The organism is Streptomyces sp. NPDC042100 (assembly GCF_055582325.1).
Window position 1 is genome coordinate 428789 of the sequence record NZ_JBVJDK010000007.1, and the last position, 13371, is coordinate 442159.

Genomic DNA, 13371 nt, shown 5'->3' on the forward strand with positions numbered 1-13371 from the left:
ACGCGCTCCGGCCGCCGCCCGCGACTACGCGCCGATCCGCCGGAACACGGCCCGCGCCCACGCCGGGGGCTCGGGCGGCGGGCCCTGCGGGGTGCCGCCGCCGCCCGTGTCGCGCGCCGGCTCCTTCGCGGGCCTTCCCCGCTCCAGCGCCGCCCGCAGCTCCGCCACGAACTCCAGGCACGTCCCGTACCGCTCCTCCGGCGCCTTCGCCAGCGCCTTGGCCAGGACCGTGTCCGCCGCCTCCGGCAGCCCGGCCCGCACCTCCGACAACGGCGGCGGCGGATCGTACTGCTGGGCCCACAGCACCGCGATGTCGTCGTCGCGGCGGAACGGCACCACCCCGGTCAGCATCTCGAAGACCACGCACCCCAGGCTGTACACGTCGCAGCGCCCGTCCACCGGCTTGCCCGAGATCTGCTCGGGCGCCACGTAGTCCAGCGTCCCGACGAACTGCCCCACCGTCGTGAACCCGGTCAGGGACAGCGACTTCTTCGTCAGCCCGAAGTCGGTCAGATAGACGTGCTCGGGATGGTCCCGGTCGGTGCCCTCGGCCACCAGGATGTTGCCGGGCTTCACGTCCCGGTGCACCAGGTCGTGCGCGTGCGCCGCGTCCAGGGCCGAGGCCACCTGGCCCGCGATCCGCCCCGTCGCCGACGGGCCGAGCGCGCCCTCGCGGTCCTCCAGGGCCCGCAGGTCCTGCCCCGGCACGTACCGCATCGCGATGTACAGCAGCCCCTCCGTCTCGCCCGCCTCGAAGACCGGCACGATGTGCGGGTGGTCGATGGCCGCCGCCACCCGCGACTCGTGCGCGAAGCGCCTGCGGAAGGTGTCGTCACGGGCCAGCTCGGGCGCGAGCAGCTTCAGCGCCACGGTCCGGTCCAGGTTCAGGTCATGGGCCCGGTACACCACCGCCATGCCGCCGCGCCCGATCTCGTCCTCGACCCGGTAGCCGGCGATGCGCTTGCCGATGAGCCCCGAGTCGCGGCCCACGGGCAGCTCGGCGAACCCGGGCTCCGGGGCCGTACCGGGCGCCGTGTCGGTGGGGACCGCCCCGGGCGGGCCGGGGTGCGGGGCCGCACCCGGGTCCGGGGGACCGCCGGGGGCCGTCATCGGCCGTCACCGGAGCCGGCGGTGCGGTCCGCGTCGGACCTGGGGACCACGCGCGTGCGCGACGCGCCGGGCGGAGCGGCGGCGTCGTCCGCAGGCGGAGCGCCGGCGGCCGCACCGGCCGCCCCCGCTCCGGGATCCAACCGGGGGACGACCTGCGTCGGCTCGTGCGAGGCCGCCGCCCCACCCGGCCCGCCGGGCCCGGCCGCCGCCGAGGGAGCGGCGGAGGCCGCGTACGTGAGCAGCCCGGTCCCGTCGCAGTACAGCCAGCGCTCGTGCTCCGCGTCGTACAGCCACAGCGACTCGCCGTCGACGACCATCCCCACCCGCAGCCCCCGGGTGCGCCGCCGGAACGTCTCGCCGTCCGCCCCGCCCCCGGCCAGCTCCTCCGCCGCCCGCCGGTACCGCCCCAGGGCGTCCTCCGCGCGGGCGATCAGCGGCCGGGGGTCGGCGGTGCGGGCCGGCGGGCGGCCCGCGGCGGGCGGGTCGTCGGGCACGGGGACGAGCAGCCGCGCGTCGACCCAGGCGGACCAGCCGTTGGAGCACAGGATCCGGCCCCAGTCCCCGGCCCGGTCCACGAGCCGCACCGGCAGGAAGGCGTCCAGCGGTGTCGTCGGCAGTCCCGGGCCGGGGGACTCCCAGGCGGGCAGCCCCGCGCGGGGCACGACATGCGTGGGCCGGAAGTCGGGCACGTACGAGAAGCCGGATTCCGGCACGACGGTGTTCACGGCACGCTACCTCCGCATGACGACCGGCTCGTGCCGGCGCAGCAGCCGGGCGACGACGAAGCCGAGGACGACACAGAGCACCACCAGCATCCCCATGTCGAAGAGCCAGGCGCCGACGGTGTGGGCCATCAGCGGGTCCGCCGTCTTGGCGCTCGGCGCGACGGTCCCGATGTCGATGGTCGCGCCCATCGCCGCGAACGCCCACCGGGACGGCACCAGCCACGCGAGCTGCTCCAGGACGGGCGTCCCCCGCACGCTGAGCAGGGCCCCGCAGAACACCACCTGCACGATCGCGAGGAGGACGAGCAGCGGCATCGTCACCTCCTCCTTGCTCACCAGGGCGGAGACGAACAGGCCGAGCATCATCGCGGTGAACGCGAGCAGCGCGACGGCCAGGGTGAGCTCCACGAGCGGGGGCATCAGCACGCCCTTGCCGCCCGGGACGTTCAGCGGCACGCCGACCAGCGCCACCAGGGTCAGGACCACGGCCTGCACGACCGTGATCACACCGAGGACGACGACCTTCGACATGAGGTACGCGGAACGGGACAGGCCGACGGCTCTCTCGCGCCGGTAGATGGTGCGCTCCTTGACCAGCTCCCGGACCGCGTTCGCGGCACCGGTGAGGACGCCGCCGACGCACAGGATCAGGAGCACGTTGAACGTGGACTCCGCGTTCAGGCTGCCCTCGGAGAGGGCCCGGGCCATCGCGCCCATGACGAACGGCAGCGCCACCATGATCACGAGGAAGGTGCGGTCGGCGGAGAGCGCGGCCGTGTAGCGGCGCACCAGCGTCCGCAGCTGCGACCACCAGCTCTGCGCCTTCGGCGGCGGCGCCGGGACCCCGGCCGGGGCGCCCGGTGTGCCCGGGGCTCCCGGCGCCCCGGCGGCGGCCCCGCCGCTCCCGGGCCGGGCCATCGGCTCGTCGATGTACCGCCGCTGGAGGCGCGAGGCGCGGTACTGCCCGGCCCAGTCGCGGTCCCGGTCGTTCTCGAAGGCCTCGAACGCCTCCGGCCACTGCGCGTAGCCGAAGAAGCCGAGGGTCTCGTCGGGCGGGCCGAAGTAGGCGACCCGGCCGCCCGGCGCGAGGACCAGCAGCCGGTCGCAGACGTCGAGGCTGAGCACGCTGTGCGTGACGACGATGACGGTGCGCCCGTCGTCGGCGAGCCCGCGCAGCATGTGCATCACGGAGCGGTCCATGCCCGGGTCGAGTCCGGACGTCGGCTCGTCCAGGAAGAGCAGCGAGGGCTTGGTGAGCAGCTCCAGGGCCACGCTGACCCGCTTGCGCTGCCCGCCGGAGAGGCTGTGGATCGGCTGCTCCGCCCGCTCCACGAGCCCGAGTTCGCCGATCACCTCGTCCACGCGGGCGCGCCGCTCGGCGGGGTCGGTGTCCTCGGGGAAGCGCAGCTCGGCGGCGTACGAGAGGGCCCGGCGCACGGTGAGCTGGAGGTGCAGGATGTCGTCCTGCGGGACGAGGCCGATGCGCCGGCGCAGCTCCGCGTAGTCGCGGTAGAGGTCGCGGCCGTCGTAGAGGACGGTGCCCCGGTCGGCGGGCCGCAGCCCGGTGAGCGCGTTGAGCAGGGTCGACTTCCCGGCGCCGGACGGGCCGACGACGGCCAGCAGGCACTTCTGCCCGACGGGGAAGGAGACGCCGTCGAGGAGGGTCTTGCGCCCGTGGTCGACGGTGACGGCGAGCTCCTGCACGTCGAGCGAGACCTCGCCGGTGTCGGTGAACTCGACGAGGTCGCCGCCGATGAGGCAGAAGGCGTGGTGGCCGATGCCGACGATGTCCTCGGCCGTCACCCGGGCACGCTCGACGGGGCTGCCGTTGAGGAAGGTGCCGTTGTGGCTGCCGAGGTCATGGATCCAGTACGTGCCGTCCGGCGCGGCCAGCAGCTCGGCGTGGCGGCGCGAGACGGTCAGGTCGTCGACGACGAGGTCGTTGTCGGGCCCGCGCCCGATCCGCACCCCGCGCGCGGGCAGGGGCCGCACGGAGGTCGGCTGCCGGAAGGTGCCCGTACGGGCGGGATACGAGACGGAGGACGGGCGCGGGGGGACGCGGGGCGCGACGGGACCGGGGTCCGGTACGCGGCCGGGCTCCGGTACGGACGCGGGAGCCGGCACCGGGCCGGGCTCCGGAGTGGCCGCGGGCCCCGGCGGCTCTGGTTCCGGTTCCGGGTGGCCCGGCCCTGGTCCGGGGACCGGCTCCGGCGGGGCGGACGAGGGGGCGGAAGGGGCCGAGGGGGACGAGAGGGCCGAGGGGGCCGAGAGGCTGGAGGGGGCCGAGGGGGCCGAGAGGGTGGCCGTGGGGCCGTCCGCCGGGTGTCCGAAGCGGATGACGGTGCCGGGGCCGACCGCGCTCAGGTGCACCCGCCGGTCGTCCGCGTAGGTGCCGTTCGTGCTGCCCTCGTCCTCGACCGTCCACCGGCCCCCCGCCGCCCGCAGCACGGCGTGGTGCCAGGACGCCCGGGCATCGGCCAGGACGAAGTCGCTGGTGGGGTCGCGTCCGATGCGATAGACGCGACTCGGGTTCATCACGGTCGCGTCCCCGCCGATCTCCACGACCAGCTCGGGCGCGGCGGGCGCGACGGGCCGCTCTCCCATATCCGAAATCCTACGGGGACGGGCGCGATCGCGCGCTCGCAGACCACCGGCCGGCGCGTGTCCCTCCCCGGAGCCGGCCGGCGGGGTCGCGCCGCGACTCGGCCGGGGGGCGAACACGCCACGGCCGAGTATGGTGGTCGCCCCGCCGCCCGGCGGGCCGCGCCGACGACGTGCGGGAGCCGTGCGGGAACCGCGCGGGAACGAGGAGGTGGGGGACCGTGCCGAAGGGTGTCACCGGGCGCCGGCCACGGACCCGCGAGGCCCTGTTGAAGGCGGCCCTGGAGACCTTCGCCGAGCACGGGTTCCACGCCGCCTCGATCGAGCGGATCTGCGAGCGCGCCGGGTTCACGCGCGGGGCCTACTACTCGAACTTCGCCGGGAAGGAAGAGCTCTTCCTCGCCCTCTTCGACGCGCACAGCGAGAAGATCGTGCGCCGGCTCGCCGAGTCCGTCGACGCGCTCGGCCCGGAGGAGTACACGCTGGAGCGGATCGCGGAGCTGGCCTCCCGGGTGGACCCGGACGAGCGCGACTGGTACCTGGTCAGCACGGAGTTCACCCTGCACGCCGTCCGCGACCCGCAGGCGGCCTGGGTGCTCGCCCGCCACGACGCCCGGCTGCGGGCCGAGATCGCCCGGGGCGTCGAGCTCGTCCTGCGCCGCGCGGGCCGCGAACTCACCGTCGACGCCGACCGGTTCGCCCGCCTGATCGTGGCCCTGCGGGAGGGCGGCCTGGCGCAGAGCTACGTCGAACCGGCCGCCCTGCCCCCGGGCACCCTCGAACGGGACTTCCTCGCACCGCTGCTGGAGTCCTGCACCCGGCCCGTCGTCAGTGGGACAGGTCCGGGTCCGAGGCCGTGATCTGGTCCCACAGCGGCCGGGCCTGGAACCAGCCGGCCAGCGGGGTGCCGAGCTGCCCGCGCGTGAGCAGCGCCGTCTCCCGGTCGATGAGCCGGGGCGTACCGGCGGCCATCGCCGCCAACTGCGCCTGACAGGAGCGTTCCATGGTGACGAACCACCACACCGCCTCGGCGACCGACTGCCCGACGGTGAGCAGCCCGTGGTTCTGGAGGATGACCGCCTTGTACGCGCCGAGCGCCTTCGCGACCCGCTCGCCCTCCTGCGTCTCGTTGACGACGCCCCGGTAGTCGGCGTAGATCCCGTGGTCCTCGAAGAACGCGCAGGCGTCCTGGGTGATCGGGTCGAGCGGGACGCCGAGGCTGGAGAAGGCCTTGCCGTAGAGGGAGTGCGCGTGGGCGGCGGCGACGGCGTCGGGCCGGGCGGTGTGCACCTGCGCGTGGATGACGAAGGCGGCCCGGTTCACCGGGCGGCGCCCGTCGAGGACACGGCCCTCGTGGTCGACCCGGATCAGGTCGGACGCCTTGATCTGGAGGAAGCTCATGCCGAAGGGGTTGACCCAGAAGGTGTCGGGCTCGCCCGGGTCGCGCACGGTGATGTGCCCGGCGACCCCCTCCGAGAAGCCGAACCGGCCGAAGATCCGGAATCCGGCGGCCAGTTGCTCCTTGCGGTAGCGGCGCTCCTCGTCGACGGTGGCGAAGCTCGGCGGCAGCGGCAGGGTCACCCCCTCCGGCAGCGGACCGACGGCGGCGGCGAGCGCGGGCGGCAGGGTGCTCATGGTTCCTCCCCGGGGTGCGGTGGGCGCGCGAGAGGCTACGGGGAAGGGGCGGGCCCGCCAATGACCTCACCGCTCAGCACGACGGGGACCGGCGGTGCCTCCGTGTGCGCACGGATCGCGAGCGGGGCCGCATGCGCTACCGTCGCACCGGCCGGGCAGCGTAGAAAGCGCTTGCTGCGACCGTTGGAGACCTATCCCCGCCGCCCGAGGAGCGAGCCACGTGAGCGACACCCCCGTGAAGGACCTCCTGGTGAAGGACCTCCTCGTGAAGGACGACCTCGTGAACAACCTTCCCGTGAAGGACGACCTCGCCAAGGACGTCCTCGTCTACACCCGCACCGCCGGCTACCGCCACGACTCCATCCCGGCAGGGTCCGCCACGATCGCCGAACTGGCCGAGGCGGCGGGGCTGCGGGCCGAGGCCACCGAGGACCCCGCCGCGTTCACCCCCGCCCGGCTGGCCCGCTGCGCCGCCGTCGTCCTCCTGTCCACGACCGGGACCGTGCTCACCGACACCGGGCGCGCCGCCCTCGAAGCGTACGTACGCGGCGGCGGCGGGCTCCTCGCCGTACACGCCGCCGCCAACGCCGAACCCGACTGGCCCTTCTACGGCGAGCTCCTCGGCACCCGCTTCGCCGGGCACCCCGAGATCCAGCCGGGCACCGTCCGCGTGGACGCCCCCGGGCACCCGGCGACGGCCTGCCTGCCGGCCCGCTGGCGGTGGACGGACGAGTGGTACGACTTCACCGCCAACCCCCGTCCCACCGGCGTGCGGGTCCTCGCCCGCGCCGACGAGACCAGCTACCGGGGCGGCACCCTCGGCGCGGACCATCCGCTCGTCTGGTCCCGGGAGACCGGGCCCGGCGGCGGCCGGTTCCTGTTCACGGCCCTCGGGCACGCCCCGGAGGCGTACGCGGACCCCGTCTTCCGCGCCCACCTCGCGGGCGCCCTCCGCTGGGTGACCGGCGGCTGAGCCCGGGCCCCCCGCGTCCGGGCGTGTCACCCCGCCGCCCCGCCCCGATTGCGCCGGGCGCCGGGGCGCGAAAGGTTGCCGGAGGGGGCGGAGGCCAGGAGGAGACGACATGGGCATCGCCACCGTGAACCCGGCGACCGGCGAGACGCTGCGCACGTACGAGGCCCACGGGCCCGCCGAGGTCGAACGGCGGATCGACGCCGCCCACGAGGCGTACCGCCAGTACCGCACCACCCCCTTCGCCGACCGGGCGCGTCTGATGCGGGCCGCCGCCGCGCTCCTCGACGAGGACACCGACGACATCGCGCGCACGATGACGACCGAGATGGGCAAACCGATCGCCGCCGCCCGTGCCGAGGCGGCGAAGTGCGCGAAGACCATGCGCTGGTACGCCGAGCACGCCGAGGCGCTGCTCGCCGACGAGCACCCCGCCGAGCAGGACGCGCAGGACGCGGGCGCGGACACCGCCAGGGTCGTGTACCGGCCGCTGGGCCCGGTGCTGGCCGTCATGCCGTGGAACTTCCCGCTCTGGCAGGTGATCCGCTTCGCGGCGCCGGCCCTGATGGCCGGCAACACGGGACTGCTCAAGCACGCCTCGAACGTCCCCCAGACCGCCCTCTACCTCGGCGGACTCTTCCGCCGGGCCGGCTTCCCCGAGGGCTGCTTCCAGACCCTCCTGATCCCCTCCGGCGCGGTCGAGGGCGTGCTGCGCGACCCCCGGATCGTCGCCGCCACGCTCACCGGCAGCGAGCCGGCCGGCCGGTCCGTCGCCGCGATCGCCGGGGACGAGGTGAAGAAGACGGTGCTGGAGCTCGGCGGCAGCGACCCGTACATCGTGATGCCCTCCGCCGACATCCCGCGCGCGGTCAAGACGGCGGTCACCGCCCGCGTGCAGAACAACGGGCAGTCGTGCATCGCCGCCAAGCGCTTCATCGTCCACCGGGACGTCTACGACGACTTCGCCGAGCGCTTCACCGCCGCCATGAACGCGCTCACCGTCGGCGACCCCCTGGACGAGAACACCGACGTCGGCCCCCTCGCCACCGCACAGGGCCGGGCCGACCTGGAGGCCCTCGTCGACGACGCCGTACGCCGGGGCGCCACCGTCCTGTGCGGGGCGAGCCGCCCCGAGGACCGGCCGCGCGGCTGGTTCTACCGCCCGACCGTGCTCACCGGCATCACCCCGGAGATGCGCGTCCACCGCGAGGAGACCTTCGGTCCCGTGGCCACCCTCTATCCCGTCGCCGACGTCGAGGAGGCCGTCGCCGTCGCCAACGACTCGCCGTTCGGGCTCAGTTCGAACGTCTGGACCCGTGACGCGGACGACCTCGCCTTCTTCGTGCGCGACCTGGAGGCGGGCGGCGTCTTCGTGAACGGCATGACCGCCTCCCACCCCGCGCTCCCCTTCGGCGGCGTGAAGCGCTCCGGCTACGGCCGCGAGCTCTCCGGCCACGGCATCCGCGAGTTCTGCAACATCACGACGATCTGGCAGCGCCGCTGACCGCACCCCCGCCCCCGTACCGTCCGGCCCGCCCCCCCGTACCGTCCGGCCCGCGCCCGCCCCGCCCGGCCCCCCGCCCGTCCGGCTACCGCCCCCGCGTCCATTCCAGCAGCTCCTCCGCCGTCCACGTGTTGATCACCCGGTCCGCCGGGACCCCGCACTCCTCCGCGCGGGCGCAGCCGAGGATCTGCCACTCCAGCTGGCCCGGGGCGTGGGCGTCCGTGTCGACGGCGAAGTGCGTCCCGGCCGCCAGCGCGAGCCGCAGCAGCCGGAGGGGCGGGTCGCGGCGTTCCGGACGGCTGTTGATCTCCACCGCCGTCCCGGCCTCGGCGCAGGCGGCGAAGACCCGTTCCGCGTCGAACTCCGACTCCGGGCGCAGCCGCCCGCCGCTCACCAGCCGCCCCGTGCAGTGCCCGAGCACGTCCATCAGCGGATTGCGGACCGCCTTCTCCAGCCGCCGCGTCATCGCCCGCGACTCCATCCGCAGCTTCGAGTGCACCGAGCCGACCACCAGGTCCAGCCGGTCCAGCAGCTCCGGCTCCTGGTCCAGGGAGCCGTCCTCCAGGATGTCGCACTCGATGCCGGTGAGCAGCCGGAACGGCGCCCACTCCGCGTTCAGCCGCGCCACCAGGTCCAGTTGCTCGCGCAGCCGCTCCGGGGAGAGGCCCCGCGCCACCTTCAGGCTCGGCGAATGGTCGGTCAGCACCGCCCACTCGTGCCCGATCCGGGCCGCCGTCCGGCCCATGTCCACGATGGTGCTGCCACCGTCCGACCAGTCGGAGTGGAGGTGGCAGTCGCCGCGCAGCGCCGCCCGCAGTGCCTCCCCGCCCGTCACCTCCGGCATCTGGATCTCCCGCTCCAGACGCTCCAGATAGGCGGGCACCCGGCCCTCCAGCGCCTCGCGCACGACCGCCGCCGTCTTCGGCCCGATGCCCTTCACCGCCTCCAGCGTCCCCGCCGCCGTCCGCCGCGCCACCTCCGCCGGGCCCAGCGCCGTCACCGCCGCCGACGCCGTACGGAAGGCGCGCACGCGGTACGTGGGCGCCTGCCCGCGCTCCAGCAGGAACGCGATCCGCTCCAACGCCGCCACCGGGTCCATCGCCCGCACCCTCCTTCCGCTCAGCCCGCCGAGCCGGCCGACCCCGCCGAGCCGGCCGACCCCGCCGAGCCGGCCGACCCCGCCGAGCCGGCCGACCCCGCCGAGCCGGCCGGGCCCGCCGCCGGCGCGGGCCCGATCTCGCACCACACCGCCTTGCCCTCGCCGCGTGGCTCCACGCCCCACCGCGAGGCCAGCGCGTCCATCAGCAGCAGCCCCCGGCCCGACGTCGCCGCCTCTCCCGGCGTGCGCCGCCGCGGCCACGCGCTCGACCGGTCCTGCACCGACAGGCGCACCCGCCGCACCGGCTCGGGCAGCACCTCCAGGGTCAGCACCGCGCCGCCCTCGGTGTGCAGCAGTACGTTCACCAGCAGCTCGCCCGTCAACAGCTCTGCATCGTCCGCCAGTTCGGGCATACCCCAGTCCGTGAGCGCCTGCCCGACGGCGGCCCGCGCGTCCGACAGGCCCTGCGGATCGGCCTGGTGGATGTACTGGTGGATGCGCGGAGCCCGCGGCGTCCCCGGGTCCGGACTGCGCCGCAGCACCAGCAGCGCCACGTCGTCGCCCGCGCCCCAGCGCTCCCACAGCCGCTCCGACAGGTGGTCGGCCAGCGCCTCCGCCTGCGGCGGCCCGCCGCCCACCGCCTCCGCGAGCGCCGAGAGCCCCGCCTCGATGTCCGTGCCCGGCTGCTCGACCAGCCCGTCCGTGCACAGCACCAGCGTCTCGCCCGGCACCAGGTCGAGCCGCGTCTCCGGGTACTCCTCGTCCCCGAAGACCGTCGCCAGCCCCAGCGGCAGCCCGCCGCGCAGCTTCGGTCGCCCGACCCGCCCGTCCGTGTGCCGGATCAGCGGCCCCAGGTGCCCCGCCCGCACCCCGCGCACCGTGCCGCTCGCCAGGTCCACCTGTGCGTACGTACAGGTCGCGAAGCGGTTGGTGTCCAGCTCGGCGAGGAAGCGGGAGGCCCGCGCCAGCACCGTGGACGGGGCATGGCCCTCGCCCGCGTACGCCCGCAGCGCGATCCGCAGCTGCCCCATGATCGCGGCGGCGTGCGTGTCGTGCCCCTGCACGTCGCCCACGACGATCCCGACCCGGCCGCGCGGCAGCGGGATCACGTCGTACCAGTCGCCGCCGACCTGCCGCCCGCTCCACGCCGCGTGGTACCGCACCGCGATCTCGCCGCCGGTGATCACCGGGATCCGGCGCGGCAGCATCATCGCCTGGAGCCCCGTGGCCAGCTCCCGCTCCTCGTCGAACAGGATCGCCCGCTGCAGCGACTGCGACACGATCGCCGCGAGGCCCAGCAGCAGGTTCCGCTCGTCCGCGTTGAAGGTGCTGCGCCGCCGGTAGAACAGCGCCAGCCCGCCCAGCTTGCGCGCCTGCGCGATCAGCGGCAGATAGCAGGCCGACTTGAACGGCATCCGCTTCACGTACGGTGCCAGTTCGGGGAAGTCCCGCCCCAGCGAAGGGAAGTTCGACACGAACCGGGGCCGACCGCTGAGCACCGTCTCCGCCAGTGGCAGCCCCCGGTCGAGCCGCCGGACCCGGAAGTCGTCGAACACGTCCAGCGCCTCGCCCGACAGGGCGATGATGTGAAGCGAGTCGTTCTCCACCAGCCCCAGCGCGAGCCCCTCCGCACCCAGCCGGGCCAGCCCGCCGGGGCCGGTCAGCGCCGCCGTCACGTCGTCCACCGTGACCGCCCGTGACAGCGCGTGCGTCGTGCGCTCCACGATGGTCGTCTGCACCTCGCGGCGTTTCTCCAGCTCCAGCAGGAACGCCGAGTGCGTCACCTCCGCCGTCGCGTCCCGCACGATCCCCACGATCCGGTACGCCATGCGCCCTTCCCGGCGCAGGATCCGCGCCTGCACGTGCGTCCATTGGGGTGTCCCGTCGGCCCGCTCCAGCCGCACGTGCGCCGTGTACGAGGACTCCCCGCCGGTGATCGCCCGCTTGATCACCGTGTCGAGCCGCGAGCGCTCCTCCGGGTCGAGCCCCCGCACCAGCGTGGCCGGCCGACCGTCGAACCGCTCGGCGGACACTCCGAAGACCAGCAGCCCGGCGCCGTCGACATCGATGGTGCCGGTGTCGAGATCCCAGTCGAAGCTGCCGGTGCGGTTCATGGCGAGACGCTCGGTCGGCCCGATCTCGCCACCGCGCGCGCTCAGCTCGTCCTCGGTCATCCTCCCCATTGTCGAACCGGCACCCCCCGTACGCCATGGCGGCGACACCGGCGGCCGGAGTGCTTTCCGCGCCGGCGCCGGGGCGCTTCCCCGCCGGGCCGTCACCGCGGTCACGGGGCGCGCGGGGACCTCGGCCAGAATGGGGCGGTGCAGCCCCTCTACCGCATCCTCGGTCCCGCCCAGGCCCTCCGCCCCGACGGGACCGCCGCCGCCCTCAACGGCGCCCGGCTCCGCGCCCTGCTCACCGCCCTCGCGGCGGCGGGCGGCCGCCCGGTGCGCACGGACGCCCTGATCGACCAGGTCTGGGGCGAGGAGGCCGGTCCGGCGGGGTACGGCGGCGGGGCGGGAGCCGGTGCGAGGGCCGGGACGGACAGGGACAGGGATACGGCGGGGACGGGTACGGCGGGTACGGCGGGTACGGGCACGGGCGGGCGGCTGGCGGCGCTCCAGGCGCTCGTCGGGCGGCTGCGCAGGGCCCTCGGGCCGGAGGCGGTCGCGTCGGAGCCCGGCGGCTACCGGCTCGTCGTCGGGGCGCCCGAGGAGATCGATTACTTCCGCTTCGAGCGGAACGCCGACGCCGCCGCCCGCGAGCTCGACGCGGACCGCCCCGCGCGCGCCGCGGAGCTCCTGGACGAGGCCCTGGAACTGTGGCGGGGCCCGGCCCTCGCCGACCTCCCCGGGTACGACACCGACCCCCTGGCCGTCCGGGCCGAACACCGCCGCACCCGCGCCCGCCGCGACCGGCTCGCCGCCGCCGTGGCCCTCGGCGAGGCCCGGGAGGCGGTCGCCCCCCTGGCCGAGCTGGCCGCCGAGCACCCGCTGGACGAGCCGCTGCACGCCCTCCACCTGCGCGCGCTGCGGGCCGCCGGCCGCCCGGCCGAGGCCCTCGCCGCGTACGAGACGGTGCGCGGCACCCTCGCGGAGCGCCTGGGCACCGACCCCGGCCCGGAACTGAGAGAGCTGTACGAGGAACTGCTGACGGGCGCGGCGCCAGGGCCCCGCACTCCGCCCCCCGCGCACGGAGCCCACCCGAATCCGAATCCCCACCTGAATCCGCACCCGTACCCGTACCTGCACCCGCACCCGCACCCGCATCCGAATCCGAATCCGAATCCGAATCCGCTCCCGACCCCCCGTCCGGCACTGCCCCTCGCGCTGACCTCGTTCCTGGGCCGGGAGAAGGAACTGGCCGAGGTGGCGGCGGAGCTGGTGGGGGCGCGGCTCGTCACCCTGCTGGGTCCCGGCGGCGTCGGGAAGACCCGGCTCGCGATGGAGGCGGCCCGGGGTGTGGAGGGGGCAGTGGAGCGGGAGGTCTGGGTGGCCGAACTCGCGTCCGTGCGCGCGGAGTCCGATGTGCCGGCCGCCGTCCTGACCGCCTTCGGCGCCCGGGAGACCCAGCTCTGGAGCGGCCCCGCCCTGGCCGACGGCAAGGCGCGCGACCCCCTCGTCGCCCTCGTGGAGCACTGTGCGCGGCGGCGGATGCTGCTGGTGCTGGACAACTGTGAGCATGTGGTGGGTGCGGTGGCGGAGTTGGTGGAGGTGTTGCTGGCGCG

10 protein-coding genes are annotated in these 13371 nt (G+C 75.3%); 4 read left to right on the plus strand and 6 right to left on the minus strand.

From position 1 onward, the window contains the following. Positions 1 to 24: 24 nt before the first annotated feature. The 3 genes from ACZ6J5_RS18890 to ACZ6J5_RS18900 are packed head-to-tail and all read right to left on the minus strand — an operon-like array spanning position 25 to position 4439. A complete protein-coding gene (locus tag ACZ6J5_RS18890; protein WP_469392828.1) occupies positions 25 to 1110 on the minus strand; it encodes a serine/threonine-protein kinase in 1086 nt (361 codons plus the stop codon). After that, positions 1107 to 1835: a hypothetical protein gene (locus tag ACZ6J5_RS18895; RefSeq protein ID WP_469392830.1), complete on the minus strand. Its 729-nt coding sequence runs from the start codon at positions 1833 to 1835 to the stop codon at positions 1107 to 1109. Before ACZ6J5_RS18895 ends, ACZ6J5_RS18890 begins: the two co-directional genes overlap by 4 nt. Positions 1836 to 1841: 6 nt before the next feature. Beyond that, on the minus strand, positions 1842 to 4439 hold the full coding sequence (locus ACZ6J5_RS18900) for an FHA domain-containing protein (RefSeq protein ID WP_469392832.1): 2598 nt from the start codon (positions 4437 to 4439) through the stop codon (positions 1842 to 1844). A 218-nt stretch (positions 4440 to 4657) separates the two neighbouring features. On the opposite strand from ACZ6J5_RS18900, the gene ACZ6J5_RS18905 reads away from it, so the two are divergent. Then, a complete protein-coding gene (locus ACZ6J5_RS18905) occupies positions 4658 to 5296 on the plus strand; it encodes a TetR/AcrR family transcriptional regulator (RefSeq protein ID WP_469392834.1) in 639 nt (212 codons plus the stop codon). Here ACZ6J5_RS18905 and ACZ6J5_RS18910 read toward each other — a convergent pair. Continuing rightward, positions 5265 to 6071 carry a class II aldolase/adducin family protein gene (locus ACZ6J5_RS18910; RefSeq protein WP_469392836.1) on the minus strand — a complete coding sequence of 269 codons (807 nt, stop codon included), beginning with the start codon at positions 6069 to 6071 and terminating at the stop codon, positions 5265 to 5267. The two genes, ACZ6J5_RS18905 and ACZ6J5_RS18910, sit on opposite strands and share 32 nt — an antisense overlap. A 295-nt stretch (positions 6072 to 6366) precedes the next feature. On the opposite strand from ACZ6J5_RS18910, the gene ACZ6J5_RS18915 reads away from it, so the two are divergent. Then, the gene (locus ACZ6J5_RS18915; protein ID WP_469392885.1) at positions 6367 to 7044 is read left to right on the plus strand and encodes a ThuA domain-containing protein; all 678 of its coding nucleotides are present in this window, start codon (positions 6367 to 6369) and stop codon (positions 7042 to 7044) included. Between the two features lie 109 nt (positions 7045 to 7153). Beyond that, positions 7154 to 8545 carry an NADP-dependent succinic semialdehyde dehydrogenase gene (locus ACZ6J5_RS18920; protein ID WP_469392838.1) on the plus strand — a complete coding sequence of 464 codons (1392 nt, stop codon included), beginning with the start codon at positions 7154 to 7156 and terminating at the stop codon, positions 8543 to 8545. An 85-nt stretch (positions 8546 to 8630) separates the two neighbouring features. Here ACZ6J5_RS18920 and ACZ6J5_RS18925 read toward each other — a convergent pair whose 3' ends face one another. After that, the gene (locus ACZ6J5_RS18925; protein ID WP_469392887.1) at positions 8631 to 9644 is read right to left on the minus strand and encodes a PHP domain-containing protein; all 1014 of its coding nucleotides are present in this window, start codon (positions 9642 to 9644) and stop codon (positions 8631 to 8633) included. 20 nt (positions 9645 to 9664) lie between these two features. Then, the gene (locus ACZ6J5_RS18930) at positions 9665 to 11818 is read right to left on the minus strand and encodes a SpoIIE family protein phosphatase (RefSeq protein ID WP_469392840.1); all 2154 of its coding nucleotides are present in this window, start codon (positions 11816 to 11818) and stop codon (positions 9665 to 9667) included. Positions 11819 to 11965: 147 nt separating this feature from the next. On the opposite strand from ACZ6J5_RS18930, the gene ACZ6J5_RS18935 reads away from it, so the two are divergent. After that, positions 11966 to 13371 (plus strand): AfsR/SARP family transcriptional regulator (locus tag ACZ6J5_RS18935; RefSeq protein WP_469392841.1); only part of this gene is annotated, 1406 nt, incomplete at its 3' end.